General features: G+C 67.7%; 21 protein-coding genes. 14 read left to right on the top strand and 7 right to left on the bottom strand.

What is annotated here, in order from left to right; genetic code table 11:
* Positions 1–46 precede the first annotated feature (46 nt).
* The gene (locus tag J2T47_RS20310; protein WP_253450849.1) at positions 47–400 is read left to right on the top strand and encodes a VOC family protein; all 354 of its coding nucleotides are present in this window, start codon (positions 47–49) and stop codon (positions 398–400) included.
* A 171-nt stretch (positions 401–571) separates the two neighbouring features.
* Positions 572–823 carry a hypothetical protein gene (locus J2T47_RS20305; RefSeq protein ID WP_253450846.1) on the top strand — a complete coding sequence of 84 codons (252 nt, stop codon included), beginning with the start codon at positions 572–574 and terminating at the stop codon, positions 821–823.
* A 13-nt stretch (positions 824–836) separates the two neighbouring features.
* Here the strand turns inward: J2T47_RS20305 and J2T47_RS20300 are convergent, their stop codons facing one another.
* Positions 837–1,418, bottom strand: coding sequence for a sugar O-acetyltransferase (locus J2T47_RS20300; protein WP_253450843.1), 582 nt, complete (start codon positions 1,416–1,418; stop codon positions 837–839).
* Positions 1,419–1,618: 200 nt separating this feature from the next.
* Between J2T47_RS20300 and J2T47_RS20295 the strand changes: the two genes are divergently transcribed.
* The 7 genes from J2T47_RS20295 to J2T47_RS20265 all read left to right on the top strand — a co-directional run bounded on the left by J2T47_RS20295 (position 1,619) and on the right by J2T47_RS20265 (position 8,639).
* Positions 1,619–2,476: a MurR/RpiR family transcriptional regulator gene (locus tag J2T47_RS20295; protein ID WP_253450840.1), complete on the top strand. Its 858-nt coding sequence runs from the start codon at positions 1,619–1,621 to the stop codon at positions 2,474–2,476.
* 2 nt (positions 2,477–2,478) lie between these two features.
* Positions 2,479–3,120, top strand: coding sequence for an isochorismatase family cysteine hydrolase (locus J2T47_RS20290; protein ID WP_253450837.1), 642 nt, complete (start codon positions 2,479–2,481; stop codon positions 3,118–3,120).
* A gap of 15 nt (positions 3,121–3,135) precedes the next feature.
* On the top strand, positions 3,136–4,476 hold the full coding sequence (locus tag J2T47_RS20285) for a glutamine synthetase family protein (RefSeq protein ID WP_253450833.1): 1,341 nt from the start codon (positions 3,136–3,138) through the stop codon (positions 4,474–4,476).
* On the top strand, positions 4,460–5,203 hold the full coding sequence (locus J2T47_RS20280; RefSeq protein ID WP_253450830.1) for an N-formylglutamate amidohydrolase: 744 nt from the start codon (positions 4,460–4,462) through the stop codon (positions 5,201–5,203). Before J2T47_RS20285 ends, J2T47_RS20280 begins: the two co-directional genes overlap by 17 nt.
* Before the next feature lie 113 nt (positions 5,204–5,316).
* Entirely contained in the window at positions 5,317–6,660 is a 1,344-nt protein-coding gene (locus J2T47_RS20275) for an APC family permease (RefSeq protein ID WP_192382689.1), read from the top strand.
* 119 nt (positions 6,661–6,779) lie between these two features.
* Positions 6,780–7,268 carry an Lrp/AsnC family transcriptional regulator gene (locus tag J2T47_RS20270; RefSeq protein WP_253450826.1) on the top strand — a complete coding sequence of 163 codons (489 nt, stop codon included), beginning with the start codon at positions 6,780–6,782 and terminating at the stop codon, positions 7,266–7,268.
* 309 nt (positions 7,269–7,577) lie between these two features.
* Entirely contained in the window at positions 7,578–8,639 is a 1,062-nt protein-coding gene (locus J2T47_RS20265; RefSeq protein WP_253450823.1) for an ornithine cyclodeaminase, read from the top strand.
* Between the two features lie 3 nt (positions 8,640–8,642).
* On the opposite strand, the gene J2T47_RS20260 is transcribed toward J2T47_RS20265, so the two are convergent.
* Positions 8,643–9,590 (bottom strand): LysR substrate-binding domain-containing protein, encoded by a 948-nt coding sequence (locus tag J2T47_RS20260; RefSeq protein WP_253450820.1) that lies wholly within the window; start codon positions 9,588–9,590, stop codon positions 8,643–8,645.
* 130 nt (positions 9,591–9,720) lie between these two features.
* Between J2T47_RS20260 and J2T47_RS20255 the strand changes: the two genes are divergently transcribed.
* Complete coding sequence (locus J2T47_RS20255; RefSeq protein ID WP_253450817.1) at positions 9,721–11,304, top strand: amidohydrolase; 1,584 nt, start codon at positions 9,721–9,723, stop codon at positions 11,302–11,304.
* Positions 11,305–11,510: 206 nt separating this feature from the next.
* On the opposite strand, the gene J2T47_RS20250 is transcribed toward J2T47_RS20255, so the two are convergent.
* The 5 genes from J2T47_RS20250 to J2T47_RS20230 form a co-directional block, all read right to left on the bottom strand.
* Entirely contained in the window at positions 11,511–11,726 is a 216-nt protein-coding gene (locus J2T47_RS20250) for a hypothetical protein (protein ID WP_253450814.1), read from the bottom strand.
* A gap of 14 nt (positions 11,727–11,740) precedes the next feature.
* A complete protein-coding gene (locus tag J2T47_RS20245) occupies positions 11,741–13,777 on the bottom strand; it encodes a pyridoxamine 5'-phosphate oxidase family protein (RefSeq protein WP_253450811.1) in 2,037 nt (678 codons plus the stop codon).
* 55 nt (positions 13,778–13,832) lie between these two features.
* Positions 13,833–14,456, bottom strand: a complete 624-nt coding sequence (locus J2T47_RS20240; RefSeq protein ID WP_253450808.1) for a glutathione S-transferase family protein — start codon at positions 14,454–14,456, stop codon at positions 13,833–13,835.
* A gap of 284 nt (positions 14,457–14,740) precedes the next feature.
* Complete coding sequence (locus J2T47_RS20235; protein ID WP_253450806.1) at positions 14,741–15,643, bottom strand: LysR family transcriptional regulator; 903 nt, start codon at positions 15,641–15,643, stop codon at positions 14,741–14,743.
* Complete coding sequence (locus J2T47_RS20230) at positions 15,640–16,551, bottom strand: LysR family transcriptional regulator (RefSeq protein WP_253450802.1); 912 nt, start codon at positions 16,549–16,551, stop codon at positions 15,640–15,642. The genes J2T47_RS20235 and J2T47_RS20230 overlap by 4 nt, the downstream gene beginning before the upstream one ends.
* Positions 16,552–16,741: 190 nt before the next feature.
* On the opposite strand from J2T47_RS20230, the gene J2T47_RS20225 reads away from it, so the two are divergent.
* The 4 genes from J2T47_RS20225 to J2T47_RS20210 all read left to right on the top strand — a co-directional run bounded on the left by J2T47_RS20225 (position 16,742) and on the right by J2T47_RS20210 (position 19,683).
* Positions 16,742–17,629 carry a DMT family transporter gene (locus tag J2T47_RS20225; protein WP_253450798.1) on the top strand — a complete coding sequence of 296 codons (888 nt, stop codon included), beginning with the start codon at positions 16,742–16,744 and terminating at the stop codon, positions 17,627–17,629.
* Positions 17,630–17,927: 298 nt separating this feature from the next.
* On the top strand, positions 17,928–18,677 hold the full coding sequence (locus J2T47_RS20220) for a creatininase family protein (RefSeq protein ID WP_253450795.1): 750 nt from the start codon (positions 17,928–17,930) through the stop codon (positions 18,675–18,677).
* A gap of 174 nt (positions 18,678–18,851) precedes the next feature.
* Positions 18,852–19,241, top strand: a complete 390-nt coding sequence (locus tag J2T47_RS20215; protein ID WP_253450792.1) for a hypothetical protein — start codon at positions 18,852–18,854, stop codon at positions 19,239–19,241.
* A 22-nt stretch (positions 19,242–19,263) separates the two neighbouring features.
* Positions 19,264–19,683: an organic hydroperoxide resistance protein gene (locus J2T47_RS20210; RefSeq protein WP_253450789.1), complete on the top strand. Its 420-nt coding sequence runs from the start codon at positions 19,264–19,266 to the stop codon at positions 19,681–19,683.
* Positions 19,684–19,745 lie beyond the last annotated feature (62 nt).

Genomic DNA, 19,745 nt, shown 5'->3' with positions numbered 1-19,745 from the left:
GGAATTGCCGTAGGATCGGCCCGTCACGACTTGCCAGGAGGCGACCATGGGTATTCGCGGAAACGACCGTCAGATCGACAACATCGAGTTCAACGTCAGCGACATCGCGCGCAGCAAGGCCTTCTACGCCAGCGCCTTCGGCTGGACCTTCACCGATTACGGGCCCACCTATACCGAGTTCAGCGACGGTCGTCTCACCGGCGGTTTCACCACCGGCGAGCCGGTACGCCCCGGCGGTCCGCTGGTGATCCTCTATGCCGACGATCTGGCGCAGACCCAGGCGCGCCTGGAGGCCGCCGGCGCCACCATCAGCCGCGCGACCTTCGCCTTCCCCGGCGGCCGACGCTTCCATTTCATCGACCCGGACGGCTACGAACTGGCGGTGTGGACGGCGGACTGAAGGCTGTGTCGCAGCCTGCGTGCTGCCACGCCCGTTTGTCCGCTGCTGGCGAGGAGGGCGGCAGTTGCCGGAACTGTCGTTCTGCGCTCCGGGTCTGGGAAACAGTGGGAGTCGCATGTCGCGCGCTCCGCCGCCATCCAGAGCAGGCCTTCCGGGCCGGGGGAGATCCGCATGCAGCAGTCAGTCGAGCCGGAGTTCATGGCGCCCAGTGAATACCTGACCTCCAGCGGCGTCGCCGTGTTGATGTCGCCGCGCTACATCGCGCCGGGCAAGGTCGGCGAGGTGCTGCTGTCGCTGGCGAAGATGCCGGCCGGCGTGTCGCCGCTGGACGTGGTGGTTGGCCCGTGGGAATCCCATGAGGAAGCCTTCCAGGCATCCCATGACGCGGCCGAGCGTTGGGTCGAGGGGCTCGACGACGCCTGAGCAGGCGCGGCCTTCAGCGGTAGCGCTGGCGGTCGGCCTCGCTGATCGGCCGGATCACCCGCGCCGGGTTCCCGGCCGCCAGCACGCCTTCGGGGGTGTCACGCACCACCACGGCGCCGGCGCCGATCACGCTGTTCGCGCCGATGCTCACGCCGGGGAGGATGTTCACCCCGGCGCCGATCCATACGTTGTCGCCGATGCTCACCGGGTGCGCGTACTCCAATCCCCGGTTGCGCCGCTCGGCGTCCAGCGGGTGGCCCGCCGTGTAGATACCGACGTTCGGCGCGATGAACACGTCATTGCCGATGGTGACCCTGGCGCCGTCGAGGATCACCAGGTTGACGTTGGCGTAGAAGCGCTCTCCGATCTCGATGTTGAAGCCGTAGTCGCAATGCAGCGGGCCCTCGATCACGAAGCCTTCGCCGATGCACGCGAACAGCCCCCGGAGAATTGCCTCGCGGCGCTCGCGGTCATCCGGATGGCTGTGGTTGTACTCGAAGAGCTTCGCCTTGGCCTCGGCACGCTGGCGCAGTACCTGCGGGTCGTGGTTGGCGTCGTAGAGCAGCCCGGCGGCAGCTTTTTCCAGTTCGTTCATCGAGGCGGGTCCTTGTTGCGTTGAGAGGTGTTCGACGCGCACAGGACAAGCCGGTTCCCTCCCTGGGCAACAGCCTCCAAGGGCTCTGCGTCGCGGAGCGGAGGAGTGTGCTGGTGATTTGTAGTGAATGCTACAAAAAATACGTATTGAAAGTTTCTGAAGCGCATTATACAAATGGCGCCATAACAAGAGGCGCCTCCATGCTCACACTCAAAGATCGCCTGAATACCCCGGAAGTCGAACTCACCAAGGCCGAGCGCAAGGTCCTGCGCGCCTTGCTCGACGACTACCCGCGCGCCGGCCTCGGGCCGATGTCGCGCCTCGCGCGCCAGGCCGGGGTCAGCGACCCGAGCATCCTGCGCCTGGTGAAGAAACTCGGCTTCAGCGGCTACAGCGACTTCCAGAACGCGCTGATGGCCGAGGTGGACGACCGCCTGCGCTCGCCGCGCACCCTGCTCGCCGGGCGCCGCGAAGGCATGAGCCGCGACGACGTCTGGTCCAACTACCTGAGCGACGCCAGCGAAGGCATCCAGCGCACCCTGGCGCTGACCCAGGCCGACGACGTGCGCCTGCTCGGCGACTGGCTGCTCGACCCCAGGCTGCGCGTGCTCTGCCACGGCGGCCGCTTCAGCCGCTTCCTCGCCGGTTATCTGGTGGCGCACCTGCGCATGCTGCGCGGCGGTTGCCTGCTGCTGGACGACGGCGCCGCGCTGCCCGACCAGCTGGGCGACATCGACCGCCAGACCCTGGTGGTGGTGTTCGACTACCGCCGCTACCAGGCCCAGGCGCTGGGCGTGACCCGCGCGGCCAAGACCCGTGGTGCCCGCGTGGTGCTGTTCACCGACATCTACGACTCGCCGCTGCGCGAGTTCGCCGACCTGATCATCAGCGCGCCGGTGGAGTCCCCATCGCCCTTCGACACCCTGGTGCCGACCATGGCCCAGGTCGAGGCGCTGATCGCCAGCCTGGTAGCGCGCATGGACGGCCAGCTCGACGAGCGCCTGGAAGGCATCGACCACCTGAGAGCTGCCTTCGGCAGCCACATCCTCGAGGAATGACCGTGTTCAGCTTGCCCCACCAATCGCCCCGTGATCTCCCGTTCACCCCCGGCCAGACCGCCATCCTGTTCGTCGACATGCAGAACGCCTGGGTCATCCCCGGCCGCGATGCCCACGTCGACCCGGTGACCCACCGCTACTTCTACGACCGCGTGGAAGCGAGCGTGATCCCCAACCAGCAGCGCCTGCTGGCGGCGATGCGCGAGGTGGACGGGGAGGTGCTGCACACCATCATCGAGAGCCTCACCGCCGATGGCCGCGACCGCTCGCTGGACCACAAGCTCTCCGACATGCACCTGCCCAAGGGCAGCCCGGACGCCCAGGTGATCGACGCCCTGGCACCGCGGGAGAACGAGATCGTGCTGCCCAAGACCTCCTCGGGCGTCTTCAACTCCACTGCCATCGACTATGTGCTGCGCAACCTGAATACCCGCCACCTGATCATCTGCGGCGTGGTCACCGACCAGTGCGTGGACATGGCCGTGCGCGACGCCGCCGACCGCGGCTACCTCGTCACCCTGGTGGAAGACGCCTGCGCCACCCACACCGCCGAACGCCACCAGGCCTGCCTGGAAGCGATCAAGGGCTACTGCTGGATCGCCGACACCGACAGTGTGCTGGCCCGCATCGCCGCGCTGGCCTGAGGCCGGGAGAACGCCATGAGTCAGAACAACAACAATCCCGCCCCGATGCGCCTGACCAGCTTCGTCACCACCGATCTCTGCGGCATCACCCGTGGCCGCTCGCTTCCCGAATCCGAAGTCGCCGAGCAACTGGCCACCGGCTGTGGCTGGGTGCCCGCCAACAGCGCGCTGACGCCCCAGGACATCATCGCCGACGACAACCCCTGGGGCAGCCACGGTGACCTGCGCCTGCTGCCCGACCCGAACAGCCGCGTGCGTCTGGAAAACGGCCCGGACGCCCAGGCCGCGCCGCTGGATTACCTGCACGGCGACCTGGTGACCACCGCCGGCGCGCCCTGGCCGGTGTGCCCGCGCACGTTGCTGCGCGAAGAGATCGCCCGTTACCGGGAACTCGATCTGCAAGTCACCGCCGCCTTCGAACACGAATTCAACCTGCTGGGCCTGGCGGAGGAGCATGCTGCCGCCTTCTCCCTGCAGGCCCAGCGGCAGACTGGCAACTTCGGCGGCTGGCTGATGAGTGCGCTGGAGCAGATCGGCGCCGAGCCGGAGATGTTCCTGCCCGAATACGGCCGCAACCAGTACGAGGTCACCTGCCGGCCGACCCAGGGCGTTGCCGCTGCCGACCGCGCGGTGAACGTCCGCGAAGTCACCCGCGAGATCGCCCGCCAGTTCGGCTGGCGCAGCACCTTCACGCCGCTGCTGGCACCGGGCGCCGTGACCAACGGCGTACACCTGCACCTGAGCCTGCAACGCCTGGACGGCACCCCGGTGTTCTACGACGAGGCCGCGCCGACCAACCTGTCGAAGCTCGCCGAGCACTGGGCTGCTGGCGTGCTGCGTCACCTGCCGGCGCTGTGCGCGCTCACTGCTCCGACGGCGGTCTCCTACCTGCGGCTGAAGCCGCACCACTGGAGTGCCGCCTACGCCTGCCTGGGCCTGCGCAACCGCGAAGCCGCGCTGCGCATCTGCCCGGTGGTGGAGATCGGAGGCAAGCCCAAGGCGCGCCAGTTCAACCTGGAATTCCGCCCCATGGACGCCACTGCCAGCCCGCACCTGGCCATGGCCGCGGTGCTGATCGCCGGGCGCCTGGGCATGCAGCAGGAGCTGCCGCTGTCGGCGGTGACCGATGTCGACCCGCACAGCCTCAGCGATGCCCAGCGCGAAGAACTGGGCATCAGGTCGCTGCCCGCTTCGCTGGAGGAGGCCCAGCGCCTGCTGCTCGCCGACAGCGAACTGTGCGCCCAGCTGCCGCCCGCGCTGCTGCAGACCTACGCCGCCATGAAGCGCCAGGAACTGGCGCTGACCCGCGAACTCAGCGAAGAACAACTCTGTGAATCCTATGCAAAGTTCTACTGAATCCGGCCTCTACCGGCGCCCGCCGTTCGAGATCGTCAACCCGCAGGGCAAGAGCCCGGTACTGCTGGTCTGCGAGCACGCCAGCCGCTACATCCCCGAGGAACTGGCGCAGCTGGGCCTGGACGATGCGGCGGCGGCCGAGCACATCGCCTGGGACATCGGCGCGCTGGAGCTGGCCCGCGAGCTGTCGGCGCGTCTGGACGCCACGCTGCTGGTGGCCAACTACTCGCGCCTGCTGATCGATCTCAACCGCCCGCTGTCGGCGCCGGATGCGATTCCCGAGCACAGCGAGATCTACCCGATCCCCGGCAACTGCAACCTGAGCGCAGCGGCCCGGCAGGAGAGGGTGGCGAGCCTGTTCGAACCCTTCCACCGGCAACTCACCGCGCTGCTCGACGAGCGCCTGGCGGCCGGCCGGCCAACCCGGTTGGTCGGTGTGCACAGCTTCACCCCGAGCTATCGCGGCGAGCCGCGTCCGTGGGTCGCCGGGGTGCTCTTCGCGAAGGCCGAAGCCTATGCCCAGCGCATGGTCGCCGGGCTGAGGGAGAGTGGAGAAGAAATCGGCGCCAACCAGCCCTATGTGATCGACCCGCTGGAGGACATGACCGTCCCGGTGCATGGCGACGAACGCGGCGTGGACGCCGTGCTGATCGAAATCCGCAATGACGGACTGCGGACCCCGCAAGGGGTGGAAGCCTGGGCGACACGCCTGGCTCCCTGGCTCTGAGGACCCCAGCCCTGCTGGCCGCGTTCGAATGGCCGGGCAGGTTCTGAAAACAACAACAATTCAGCGCATGAGCGCCGAACCCTGAATGCTGCCGTTCCCAGAGGAAGTGCCCCGTGGCTATCGAACAGTTCGGATACAAGCAACAACTCCGCCGCAGCCTGACGCTCGGCGACCTGGTGATCTACGGGATGATCTTCATGATCCCGATCGCCCCCTTCGGCGTGTACGGTTGGGTGCATGCCGACGCCCACGGCATGGTGCCCATGGCCTACCTGGTGGGCATGGTGGCGATGCTGTTCACCGCGCTGAGCTATGGCGCGATGTCCCGCGCGTTTCCCATCGCCGGCTCGGTGTACTCCTACGCCCAGCGCGGCATCCACCCCAACGTCGGCTTCATCGCCGGCTGGGTGCTGCTGCTGGACTACCTGCTGATCCCGCCGCTGCTCTACGTGTTCAGCGCGCTGGCACTGAACCACCTGTTCCCGGCGATCCCCAAGCTGGTGTTCATGCTGATCTTCCTGGTGTCCGCCACGCTCATCAACCTGCGCGGCATCACCCTGGCGGCACGCTTCAACCTGCTGTTCCTGATCGCCGAACTCGCGGTGCTGGCGATCTTCCTGGCGGTGGGTTACCACGCGCTGGAAGGCGGCCTGGGCAATGGCCGGCTGACCCTGGAACCGCTGCTGCAGCCCGAGCACTTCAACCTCGGCCTGGTGATGAAGGCGGTGTCCATCGCGGTGCTGTCGTTCCTCGGTTTCGACGCGATTTCCACCCTCGCCGAAGAAGTGAAGGGCGACCCGGCCAAGCAGATCGGCCGCGCCTCGCTGATCGCGCTGTTCGTCATGGGCGCCATCTTCATCGTGCAGACCTGGCTGGCCACTGACCTGGCCGCCGGCATGACCTTCAAGTCGGCCGACACCGCCTTCTACGAGATCGCCGAAGCGGCCGGCGGCAGCTGGCTGTCCACGCTGACCGCAGTGTCCACCGCGCTGGCCTGGGGCGTGACCGTGTCGATCACCTCGCAGGCCGCCGTGTCGCGCCTGCTGTACTCCATGGCCCGCGACGGCAAGCTGCCGCGGGTGCTGGCCAAGGTGCACCCGAAGTACCAGACCCCGCACATCAGCCTGTACCTGGTGGGCGTGCTGTCGCTGGGCATCGGCATCTACTTCCTCGACTCGCCCGACGTGCTCACCTCGCTGGTCAACTTCGGCGCGCTGACCGGCTTCTGCCTGCTGCACCTGGCGGTGATCAACCATTACTTCATCCGCCAGAAGAGCGGCCAGGTGCTGCGCCACCTGGTGTTCCCGCTGGTTGGCCTGGTGATCATCGCCTACGTGCTGTTCAGCATGAGTCGTGAGGCGCAGGAGCTGGGCGCGGGCTGGATCGCCATCGGCCTGGTGTACCTCGCGGTGCTCAGCCGACGCGGTAACGGCAGCGAGCTGGCGCGGGAAATCTGAAGGGGTGCGCCGTGCTGTCGCAGACGGCACGGCGCGCTTTGACAGACGGCGGGGCGTGCCCCATAAAGATCGGGCGGTGCAGGGACGCCGCCAACTCCGATGAGCTAGCGCGAAACAGCATGAGCAGGAAAGATCAGGACAGCACCACGCCCTTCACCCTGGACCGCATCGACGAGGAGATCATCCGCATCCTCCGTCACCAGGGGCGTATCACCTACGGCAAGCTGTCGGCGCTGGTCCATCTCACCCCGCGCCCGTGCCAGGAGCGCGTCCGCAAGCTGGAGAAGCACGGCATCATCCGTGGCTATGGCGCCGTCATCGACGAACAGCGGATCGCCTCGGGCCTGTCGCTGCTGGTGCTGGTCGCGTTGTCCAACCAGAGTGGCCGCACCGCGCAGAAAGCCTTCGAAGCGCGGGTGGTGGCCTGCCCGGAAGTGCTGCATTGCCAGCTGATCAGCGGCACCTTCGACTACAGCGTGCGCATGCGCTGCCGCGACATGGAACACTACCGCGCGCTCACCGAAACCTGGCTGAACGATGAGAGCCTGCACATCGACAAGCTGGTCGCCCACCCTGAGCTGACGACCATCAAGGAGTCCGCCAGCTAGCGCTGCGGGCTCGCTTTTCTCCTGCGTTTTCTTCCGGTGATCTCCCCCCGCCAGCGGCTGCTCCGAGCACAGCCGAATCGGCTGTCGTGACCCTCCAATACAGCCGGATCGGCCGGCGAAGCCCTGCATTACAGCCGGGTTTTCTCCGGGGCCGGTGGGAGAATCCTGTGGCCCCTCTCCTCAAGTGCAGACCTGATCCAGGGCCTCTGCGACCTTGTTGTGCCCGCTGTTCGCGGCATGCTGGAGCGGGGCGGTGCCGTTCGAATACACCGACAGAAAAGTCCAATCACAACAATCGGAGGTCCCACCATGACTCGCTTCGTCGACGTCCCCACGATGTCCCAACTGGTCCAGCAGATCGGTGTCGCCCGCTTCATCGGCGAACTCGCCGACACCATCGCCGAGGACTTCGTGCGCTGGGAGTCCTTCGACAAATCCGCCCGCGTCGCCAACCACTCCGAGATCGGCGTCATCGAACTGATGCCGGTTTCCGACACCGCCCGCTATGCCTTCAAGTACGTCAATGGCCACCCGCAGAACACCCAGCGCGGGCTGTTCACCGTCATGGCCTTCGGCGTGCTGGCTGACGTCGAGACCGGTTATCCGGTACTGCTGTCCGAGCTGACCGTGGCCACCGCACTGCGTACCTGCGCCACCTCGCTGATGGCCGCCCGCGCGCTGGCCCGTCCGGATTCGCGACGCATGGCGCTGATCGGCAATGGCGCGCAGAGCGAGTTCCAGGCCCTGGCTTTCCATCACCACCTGGGCATCGAGGAAATCGCTGTCTACGACATCGACCCGCAGGCCACCGAGAAGCTGATCCGAAACCTCTCGGACGTCGCCAACCTGAAGATCATCCGCGCTGGCTCCACCGCCGAGGCCGTGCGCGGCGCCGACATCGTCACCACGGTGACCGCCGACAAGGCCTACGCGACCATCCTCACCCCGGAAATGATCGAGCCGGGCATGCACATCAACGGCGTGGGCGGCGACTGCCCGGGCAAGACCGAGCTGCACGCCGACGTATTGCGCGCCGGCAAGGTATTCGTCGAGTACGAGCCGCAGTCCCGCGTCGAGGGAGAAATCCAGCAGATGCCGGCGGACTTCCCGGTGAACGACCTGTGGCGAGTGCTCACCGGCCAGCTCGCCGGGCGTGACAGCGCCGAGCAGGTGACCATCTTCGACTCGGTCGGCTTTGCCCTCGAAGACTATTCCGTGCTGCGCTACGTGAACGAGCAGGCCAGCCGCCTGGGTCTGGGCGAGCGCATCGACCTGGTGCCATGGAGCGAGGAAGAGGACAACGACCCCAAGGACCTGTTCCGCTACACCCGCTCCGCCAAGGCGCGCAAAGGGCTGCGCCGTATCGCCTGACCGTCAGCGTGCCAGCTCCGCCTCCGGTGAAATCGCCAGGGGCGGGCGGCTGAGGTCGCTGGCACTCTGCGTGGTGGCGGCGACCCGGGCCCTCAGCCATTGGCTGAAGGCCTTCACCACCGCACGTTCGGCCTTCACCGGATCGGTCACCAGGAAGTAACCACGGCTGGACTGGATGGTGATGTCGAACGGACGCACCAGCAGGCCGCGGGCGAGGGCGTCGCCGCTGAGCAGGTTGTCGCCGATGGCCACGCCCTGGGCGGCGATACACGCGGCGATGGTGCAGGGCGCATCGGCGAACAGCACCCCGGAGCGATGATCGATGGCACTGGCGCCCACCGCGCCCAGCCACAGGCGCCAGTCGGCGAAATCATTCATGTGCAGCAGCGTGTAGTGGGCCAGGTCCGCCGGCTGCTGCAGGCCGCCGCGGGAGTGGATCAGGCGCGGGCTGCAGACCGGGAAGAAGTGCAGCGCCACCAGTTGCTCCACCGTCTGGTTCGGCCAGTCGCCGCTGCCGTAGGCGATGAACAGGTCGGCATCGCTGGCGCTGGTGTCCTGCGGCACCCGCGGCGTCACCACGTGCAGTTGCACCTGCGGGTACTGCGCGAGGAAGTCGCCCAGGTGCTGGCACAGCCAGTAGGTGGCAAAGCCGGGATTGCAGCTCACGCAAAGCGGGCCGCTGACCTGCTGCTCGTCGAAGCTGCTGCCGGCCAGTTGTACCTCCGCGAGGATGCGCCGCACGTCGCGGGCATACCTTTCCCCCCGATAGGTCAGGCGAATGCCGCGCCCGGTGCGCTCGGTCAGGGCGAAGCCGAGGCGTTCCTCCAGTGTGGCGATGCGGTGGCTGACCGCGCTGCGGGTGAGGTTCAGCTCCGTCGCGGCGGCAGATACGCTGCCCAGCCGCGCCACGGCATCCAGCGCCCGCAGGGCGGTCATCGAGGGAAAGTGCATAGGTCGATCACTGTTCAATTGGTGAAACTATCAGGACATGGGGTGGCGAAATCCTGCGCTTGTTGCAAATTCCGCTTCACCAATACTAGGCCACACGACAACTACAACAGGCAACGATGAGGAAGCCGCCATGTCGAAATTCAAGGCCTACGTCCAGCAGTGGATCGACGAGCACCGCCAGCAACTGTCCGACTGGCACCAGGTGATCTGGCATTTCGCCGAGCCGGCGTTCCGCGAGTACAAGTCCTGTGCCTGGTATGTGGAGCTGCTGCGCAACGAAGGCTTCACGGTGGAAGAGGGCAGTGGCGGCATGCCCACCGCCTTCGTCGCTACTTTCAGCAATGGCGAAGGGCCAATCCTCGCCACCTACGCCGAATACGACGCGGTGCCCGGCAACTGCCAGGCGGCGGCAACCCGGCCGATGCCGCGCGAAGGTCTGTCGAAGTACGCGCCGGGCCACACCGACCCGCACTCCGCGCTGGGCATTAGCGCCCTGGGCGGCGTGCTGGCGGCGAAGGCGGCGATGCTGGAATTCGGCATCCAGGGCACGATCAGATTCTTCGGCGAGCCGGCGGAAAAACTGCGTGCCTCCAAGCCCGTGCACGCTGCCAAGGGCTACTACGACGACCTCGCCGCCGCCGTCAGCTTCCACCCCACCTACATGCTGCCGCTGAACAACACCACCACCTGGGACACCCACTGCGGCATCGCCTACTCGTACATCTACACCTTCACCTGCGAAGACCCGCAGAACTGGATCGCCGCCGACCGCTACAGCCCGATCCCGCAGAACCACCTGGCTGCCCGTGCCCCCGGCGCCAACGACGCGCTGGTGCACTTCTACACGCTGAACGAGAGCCTGCGCCGCTCGACCCTGCCATTCACCGGGCTGTGGAGCTTCAACGAAGCCATCCTCACCGCCGGGCAAGCCACCGCCGACAACCTGCCGCCGCACATCTCGCAGATCCAGTACCTGCTGCGCTGCGACTCCATCGAGCAGGCCGAGACCATCTCCACGGTGATGGACAACAACGCCGCCGCCGCCGCCATGGCCACCGGCTGCCAGTGGAAGAAGACCTGGGTCTGCAAATCCCGTGGCGGGCTGGCCAACCACGCGCTGGCCCAGGCCTGCTACGACAACCTCGCTGCCATCGGCGCGCCGAGCTGGGGTGAACAGGCCATCGCGGTGGCGCGGGAAATCCAGCTGAACCTCGGCCTGGAGCCCATGGACGAACCCTTCCTGCCGGCCACCCAGGCGCTGATCGAACCGCAGGAATGCGAGCGGCAGATGCGCCTGCAGATGCCCGCCTGGCAGAAGTACCTGACCTCCGACGACTACCCCGAATACACCTGGCACTGCCCGACCGTGCGCCTCTACGTGGCCCGGCCGATGCTCAGCGCGCCCGCCGGCTTCACTTACCCGGACTGGGTGTCCAACGCCCTGGGCGGCATCCGCGAGACCATCGACCCGATGATCGACGTGGCCGCCAAGACCATCGGCAGCACCCTGATCGAGCTGTTCACCGATGCCGGACTGCTGGCCGAGGCGACCCGCGAGTTCAATGAGCGCACCGGCGGCGGCATTGGCGGCGAACAGTGGCAGGCGCCGTTGCTGCCCAAGGACTTCAAGGTTCCGCACCGCTTCCGCTGGCCGGAGTACATCCGCACGGTGCGCGGCGAGGAGTGGTGGATTCCCGCGCGGGAGGACGAGTAAAGCGAGCCTGCAGCTGCATGAAATCCTGCGCGTGGGCTTGCCCTCTCCCTAACCCTCTCCCTTCGGAGCGGGGCGCGTAGCCAGGGCGGGGGAGAGGGTTGTCTCGCGGTTCCGTAGGGCGCATAACGCGCCAGCGTTATCCGCCGTTTTGGCTGCTCGCGAACAAAGCTAGCGCTCACTTCAGGGTCTGGTTGGAATGCTCGCTCCTACAGGGGGCCTTTCAGCCAGCGCATGAACGCCGCGCCGAGTTCCATCGTGCGTGAACGAGAAGGGCAGCCCGGCGTCGAGATCAGCTGCGGCAGCAGGAAGCCCACTTCCGCCTCGTTCGGACCGCAGAAACCCGGTTCGGCTGGTTCAAGGAATGCCTCGTCCCACTGCGGGAAGCGTTCGCTCGCGCTGTCGATTGCAGTCAGTGCGTTCATGATCGATTCGCCTCCTAGAGGTCCAGCACCAGCGGTTGCACGCCGCCGTCGTCCTGCGCCGGGACGGCGCAGCAGATCAGCACGCTGCCGGCCTCGGGCAGTTCCGCCGGCGGGTTGGGGTAGTGCACCTGGCCGCTGACGATCTTCGTTCTGCAGGTGCCGCAGGAGCCGCCGCGGCAGCTGAAGTCCGGCGCCAGGCCGCGAGACTCGGCGAGTTCCAGCAGGCTGCCGCTCTCGGGTTTCCAGCGTGCCTCCTTGGCCGAGCCGGCGAAGTACACCGGCACCGGTTCGCTGGCCGCAGGCGGCTGCACCAGCGTTGGCGTCTGCCCATCGCCCCGGCGCTTGAGCGTCGAGGGGCCGAAGGTTTCGGCGTGGATGCGTGCGTCGGCGATGCTCAGGCCGCGCAGGCCGTCGTAGATCGCCTGGGTGAATTCGCCGGGGCCGCAAACGTAGAAGTCGTAATCGTCCAGCGGCAGCCGCGCCTTGATCGCCTCGATATCCAGGCGGCCGGCCTGTTCGAAGTCACGGCCCGGTAATGCCTCTGCTTCGGGACGGCTGAGTGCACGATGGACCTGTAACAGCGGTGCCCGCTGGCGCAGTTCGGTGATCTCCCGCTGGAACGGCAGCTGGGCCAGCGTCCGCGCGGACTGGAACAGGTACACGTGCCGCGACGGCCCGACCAGCAACTCGCGCAGCATCGACAGCAGCGGGGTGATGCCCACGCCTGCGCCGATCAGCACCACCGGCCGCACACTGTCGCTCTTCAGGGTAAAGCTGCCCATGGGCGCGCGGACCTGCAGGTGATCGCCCGCGCGCACCTGCTCATGCAGGTGGCGGGATGCCGTGCCCTGGGCCTTCACGCTGATGCGCAACTGGCCGTCCGACGGCGCGCTGGAAAGGCTGTAGGTGCGGATCAGCGGCTGTTCGCCAGCCGTCAGGCGCACGGGCAGGTGCTGGCCCGGCGCGAAGCTCACGGCGGTGCCGGCTGGCGGTTGCAGGTAGAACGAGCGGATGTCCTCGCTTTCCTGCTCTACGCGCAGCACTTGCCAGTCCTGCCACTGCTGGCGCTTTTCACGTTCGCGCAGCCTGGCGTCGGCCTCGGCCCAGGTGCCGGTCATCAGGCTGGTGGGCGAGAACTCCTGGAAGCTCCAGCGCAGCGCCAGGGCGCTGCGGCGCAGTACTACCTGCTGCACGTCCAGGGTCCACAGGCGTTCGGCGCCTTCGAAGGCGGCCAGCAGCGGGCTGTCGAAGAGGATTTCGCTGCGGCCATGGACCTGCAGCACGTCGCCGCTGCTGAAGTCGACGAACAGCAACCCCGCCTGCGGGTTGGCCTGCAGGTTGCCCAAGGTGTTGAAGTGCAGGTTGCCGGCATAGTCGGGGATGGTCAGGCGGTTGCCGTCGACCCGGACGAAGCCGGGGCGGCCGCCGCGATGGGAGACGTCCACCGAGCGCTCGCCGTCCTCGTGTTGCACGTAGCTGGCGACGAAGAAGGTGTCGGCGTTGCGGACGATGGTCGCCAGCTCCTCGTTCAGCGCACTGAAGTCCTCGCGTGGGGCGCGCTGGCTGTAGCGCTGCTCGTCGCGGCTCCAGTCGCGCTTCTGGATGTACTGCGGGCAGTTGCCGAAGGAGTGCTCGACGGCCACTGTCAGCCGGCCACCGTCGACCTCGCGAAGGACGCCGTTCATGCGGTTGCGCCGGCGGGTGTGCAGCTCGATGCCCAGCAGGCCGATCGCTTGGCCGGCCTGCAGGCCGCTGGCGGCAGGGTCCTGGCTGTCGGCCAGGCTGTCGATCAGCAGGCTTTTCGGGTCGGGCGAAGTGACGAAGCCTTCCGCGCCTTCGAGCAGGGTCGCCCAGGGCCGGCCCCGGTCATCCACGGCGCCGGCGATGATGAAGGGCAGCTGGTGGTAGAACTCGCGGTGCTGGTCGGGCATGTAATCGCGGATGACTTTCTGGCCATGGACTTCCATGCGCTCGGCGACGCCGACGCGTTCCTGGATGGCCTTCTCCCCGGCGTGCCAGGGCGAGGTACGGTGCTTGGGCAACTGGAACATGGCGCTCACCTCGCGACGAAGTGGCTGCCGGGTGGCCCCGGCAGCACGGGGTGCATCAGGCTTGCAGGCCGATGGCGGTGCGCGGCATCGGCACGAAACCGGGCAGGGCTTCGACGCGGGCCAGCCAGGCGCGCAGGTTCGGGTAGTCCTGCAGCGAGACGTTGCCCTCCGGCGCGTGGGAGATGTAGGAGTAGTTGGCGACGTCGGCGATGGTCGCCTCGTTGCCGACCAGGAAGGGCGACTTGGCCAGCTCGCGCTCCATCACCTGGAACAGGGTGTGGGCGCGGGTGGCGACTTCCTCGGCGTTGAAGGCGGCGCCGAACACGGTGATCAGCCGCGCGGCGGCGGGGCCGTAGGCGACCTGCCCGGCAGCCACCGACAGCCAGCGCTGCACGCGGGCGGCGCCCTGCGGGTCTTCCGGGAGCCAGCGGCCGTTGCCGTATTTTTTCGCCAGGTAGACTAGGATGGCGTTGGAATCGCTGACGATGACGCCATCGTCATCCAGCACCGGCACCTGGCCGAAGGCGTTCAGGGCGAGGAAGTCCGGGTGCTTGTGCGCGCCCTTGGCGAGGTCGACGAAGACCAGCTCGGCGGGCAGCTGCAGCAGCGAGAGCATCAGCTCGGCGCGGTGCGCGTGGCCGGACAGGGGGAAGTGGTAGAGCTTGAGAGCGTGGGACATGACAGTGACTCCGTCGGCTGGATTGGGTGGGCAGCGCGAGTCGGTCCTTGGCGGGGCACTCGAGCTGATGGGTGAATGCTGCGCCCGATGGCCGGCGCGCAGAATCACCAGGACGGGCAATCCAGCGTTTCAGAATGCGGAAGAATCGGTCGGAGGTCGCCGGATAGGCTGCAACGATGATGTTCGCGAGCAATAACGATGGCGTCCCCCTCGCTCCTACAGGCCAGCACCGGCGATTCCTTGTAGGAGCGAGCTTGCTCGCGAACCGCCCAGAGCGCCGTGCGTTACCCGCGCAACGCCGGATGCGCCCGCAGGCGCGGCACCACGAAATCCAGGAAGGTGCGCACCCGCGCCGCCGCGCGGCGGCCTTCGCGGTAGATCAACTGAACCGGCAGCCCCGGTGCCGCGTAATCCTGCAGTACCACCTGCAGGCGCCCGCTGCTCAGTTCGGCATGGGCCTCGTGGCTCATGCAGCGGGTCAGCCCGAGGCCCAGGCTGGCGGCGCGAATCGCCGCCTGGGTGGTGCTGCATGTCAGCCGCGGCGTCAGGCGCACCGAGCGCGGCGCGCCCTGGTGGCGGAAGCGCCACTCGCCAACCGCGCCCTGGTTCCCTGCAAGGATGATGCGGTGCTTCTTGAGGTCTTCCGGCGCCTGCGGCACGCCATGCCGCGCGAGGTACTCGGGCGATGCGCAGATCACCGGCCGCACTGTGCCCACCGGCAGGGCGAAGCCGGAGGAGTCGGGCAGGGCCCCAATCACCAGGGCCACGTCGATGCCGTCCTCCAGCAGGCGCGGCAGGTCCTCCCGGTGGCGGCTGACCAGGCGCACCTCGGGAAAGGCCGCCAGGTAGTCCAGGGCGATGGGCGCGAAGAGGCGGTCGGCCATCAGCAGCGGCAGCGACAGGTTCAGTTGCCCGGCCGGGTGCGCCTGCAGGCCGTCGAGCGAGCCTTCCGCCTCGTCGATTCCCTGCAGGATCTGCCGGCAGCTGGCGGCGAAGGCTTCACCACTGGCGCTCAGCTCGATTCCGCGCGGGCCGCGCAGCAGCAGCTCGCAGTGCAGGCGTGATTCCAGCGTGGCGATCAGGCGCATCACGGTGGCAGTGGACAGCTCCAGCTGCCGTGCGCCCGCAGCCAGGCTGCCGGAGCGCGCCACGGCGTCGAACGCCTGCATTTCCCGGTAGCGGCTCACGGCCTGGCGGCTTGCAGGGCCGGGTCGGCGCGCAGGCGTTCCGCGCAATGGGTGACGAAGCTGCGGACCTTTGCCGGCAGTCGCGGGCCCTCCTGGTAGAGCAGGTGGATCGGCAGCGGCGCCGTGGCGAATCCGGCGAGGACGATTTCCAGGTCGCCCCGCGCCACGGCCTCGGCGGCCTGGTAGGACAGCACCCGAGTGAAGCCACCGCCAAGGCGCGCGGCGTGGATGGCGGCGTTGTTCGAGCTGACCACGAAGCGCGACGGCGGGCGCAGGGTCAGCGGGCCCTGCGCGGTATCGAACTGCCAGTCGGTGAGCAGGACGCTGGTGGCGGCGATCACCACCGGGGCGTCGAGCAGGTCGTTCGGGTGCTGCGGGCGGCCGTGGCGGTCGAGGAAGGCGGGGGACGCGCAGACCACCGGGCGGATTTCGCCGACCTTCAGCGCCGTCAGGCTGCCCTCGGGCAACTGGCCGATGCGCACGGCGACGTCGATGCCCTCGTCGAGCATGTTCACCACGCGATCCACCAGCAGCGCGTTGACCGTCACTTCGGCGTGGGCGTCCAGGTAGCTGGCGATCAGCGGGGTCAGGTACAGCTCGCCGAACAGCACCGGGGCGGTCACCGTCAGGTTGCCGCGCGGGCGCAGGGCGCTGCCGGCGGCCAGTTCCTCGGCATCCTGCAACTCCTGCAGGATGCGCCGGCAGTCCTCGACGTAGCGCTGGCCGGCTTCGGTCAGGCGCACGCTGCGGGTGCTGCGGGCCAGCAGCAGGGTACCCAGGCGCTGCTCCAGTGCGGCGATGGCGCGGGTCACGCTGGGTGGGGACAGACCCAGTTGCTTCGCACCAGCGGCAAAGCTGCCGGCTTCGGCCACGGCCAGCAGCACTGTCATTTCCTGAAACCTGTCCATGGATCACCGTTGTCGCCTTGAGCGGGTCGCCAGACTGTAGTGGGAAGCCGCGCCGGATTGAAGTACCGGCAGCTTGCAGGCGACATCGGCGTGCTTGCCAGCGCCCTGTGGCTTGACCGCGCCCCGGCCGCTCCGGCACAAGCGCTGCAGGCGCCCGCCGCGAGGCCGCCACCGCCAAGAGCCTTCTCCCATGACCAGCAAGACCCCGGCCGCCACGCTGGCCGCTGCCAACAATCCGCGCCTGGGCATCGCCCTGTGCCTGCTGTCGATGCTCATCTTCGCCTGCCAGGACGGCATCACCAAGGTGCTGGTCCGGCACCTGCCGGTGGCCGAACTGGTGATGGTGCGCTACTGGGTCTTCGTGCTGTTCGCGCTCATCGTCTGCCGCTCCCGGGGCGGCGTTCGCGCCGCCAGCCGCAGTGCCAGCCGCTGGCAGCAGGTGGTTCGCTCACTCCTGGGCGTCGCCGAGATCGCCATCTTCGGCCTGGCCCTGCGCTATCTCGGGCTGGCCGAGACCCACGCGCTCTACGCGGTGTTCCCGCTGATGACGCTGGGCCTGGCGCGGCTGTTCCTCGGCGAGCGGATGGTCGGCCGGCAATGGCTGGCGGCGGCCGTGGGGTTCGGCGGTACGCTGCTGATCCTGCGCCCCGGCATGGGCGTGTTCGAGCCCGCGGCGCTGATCCCGCTCGCGGCGGCCCTGACCTTCGCCTTCTTCAACATCCTCTCGCGGCGTATCAGCCAGACCGACTCCTTTGCCACCACTACCCTGTACATGGCCGTGGTCGGCGCCGTGGCGGCCACCTCGGCCGGGCTTCCCGCGTGGGTCACGCCGACGCCCCACGAAGCGCTGCTGATGTCGATCGTCGCCGTCTCCGGGGTGATCGCCCAGCTGCTGCTGATCCAGGCGCTGAAGTACGCCCAGGCCTCGACGCTGCAGCCGTTCAACTACTCGCTGCTGGCTTTCGCCACGCTGATCGGTCTGGTCGTGTTCGGCGAGACGCCGACTCTCTGGACCGTCATCGGCGCGTTGCTGATCCTGCTGGCGGGGTTGTATTCGATCCGGCCGAAAGCCTTGTAAATGCGGATACTTGTGCTTCATGGGAGGCCAGGATTGGGCCGATCGATCGCGGACAAAGTCTGCTCCTACGCCCGCCGGGAGTTGTAGGAGCGAGCTTGCCCGCGAACGGCGGACAACGTCCGTCGTCAACCGGGTGCGCCGCCCCCCGATAGACACCATGGTGCAATGTCCGCCCCGCGGCCGGCGTGGTGTCATTCCCGGCCAGGGCAGCCCGGCCAGCGTTCCGGGGAGCCCCACAGCCTGAACGTGCGCCGCACGCTCATCCCGCAGGCGAACCCGTCGAATCGCGAGGTCTTCCATGCTCCTCCCACTTTGCACCTGGTCCGAAATCGAGCAGTTCCTTGGCCGCAGCCGGACCATCGTCATCCCCATCGGCTCCAACGAGCAGCACGGCCCCATCGGCCTGCTGGGGACCGACTGGATGTGCCCGGAAATCATTGCCCACGAAGCACAGAAGTCGGCGGACATCCTCATCGCGCCGACCTTCAACATCGGCATGGCGCAGCATCACCTGGGCTTCCCCGGCACCATCACGTTGCGTCCTTCGACCTTCATCGCGGCCATCTGCGACTGGGTGAATTCCCTGGCCGCCCACGGCTTCGAGAAGATCCTCTTCCTCAACGGCCACGGCGGTAACGTCGCCTCCATCGAGGCGGCCTTCTCCGAACTCTATGCCCAGGCCAGCTTCGCCCGCCGCCCGGCCGGGTTCGCCCTGAAGCTGTGCAACTGGTGGGACCTGGAAGGCGTCGGCGAACTGGCCAACCGGCAGTTCCCCAAGGGCCATGGCATCCACGCCACGCCTTCGGAGATCGCCGTCACCCAGTGGGCCTATCCGCAGCACATCAAGTCGGCCGAGTACTCGCCGCCGATCGCCAACTGGGGCCCGATCCGCGAAGCGGCGGACTTCCGCGCACGTCACCCGGACGGCCGCATGGGTTCCGATCCGGGCCTGGCCACACCGGAGAAGGGCCGCGAACTGGTGATGCTGGCCGCCCAGGGACTGGTGCAGGCGGTCGAGGCGTTCAGCGGGGAACCGTCGCCGCTCTGAGCGCCATCCGCCCCAGCGTCAACCACACGGAAACCCGGGCCTGGCTCGGGTTTCTGCTGTGTACACGGCGAAAAATCGGCCAGCTAACAACAGCTAACAGCAGATAACTCGCCCGATTGCGCCGGCCCTGCGACGCTGGCAGCCGGGTGTCATTGGCTAATCAGGGAGGCCTCCATGACCCAGCACGATGGCTGCATGAATCTGGCCGGGCGGCGCAGCAACGCGGAATTCGGCGCGCTGATCCTCGGCTCCGGCGAGCCCGACGAGGCCGCATCGCGCCAGTTGTACCTGGCCGTGTTGCCGTTGCTCATCGCCTTCTTCGAAGGCCAGGCGCAGGCCGGCCGCATTGGTCAGCAGGAGATGGGCGACCTGCTGCGCGCCACCTTGCGCCAGGTCGACCGCCAGCGCGGTCGCTACGACCCGGCCGTTCCCTTCCGCGCGTGGCTGCTGGAACTGGCCCGGCAGGAGCTGAGCGCCAAACGCAGCGCAGCACGGGTCGAGGTACCCGCCCTGCGCGCGATCAGGAAGCCGGCGCGACGCAGGCGCACCGTCGCCGCCCACTGAATCCAGGTTTCAGGAAGTCCCGATGCAGTCGATCGAGAAGGTTCTCTACACCGCCCGCGTCCATACCCGTGGCGGCCGTGATGGTGAAGCACGCAGTGATGATGGTCGGTTGCAGGTCCGGCTGACCCCGCCGGGCGCCCCGGGGCAGGGCAGCAACCCCGAGCAGTTGTTCGCCGCCGGCTGGTCGGCCTGTTTCATCGGCGCCCTGCGCCATGCCGCGAATGCGCGCAAGCTGGAGTTCCCGGCGGACACATCGGTGGATGCCGAGGTGGAACTCATGCACGGCGAGCACGGCTTCTTCCTGCGCGCACGCCTGGCGATCCACCTGCCGGGCCTGGACCCCGAGCTGGCACAGCGGCTGGTGGATGCCGCACAGCTCAGTTGCCCCTACTCGAAAGCGTTGCGCGGCAACATGGCGGTCAGCCTGAGCCTTTTAGCGTGACAGCCCGCATGAAAGCACGCGGGAAAGGCTTGATCGCGCGCTCGAAACTCCTATCCTGCTAG

The organism is Pseudomonas nitroreducens (assembly GCF_024170165.1).
GTDB lineage: Bacteria > Pseudomonadota > Gammaproteobacteria > Pseudomonadales > Pseudomonadaceae > Pseudomonas > Pseudomonas nitroreducens_C.
The sequence above is the reverse complement of the archived record's forward strand: the minus strand, read 5'-3'. Positions and strand labels throughout refer to the sequence as shown.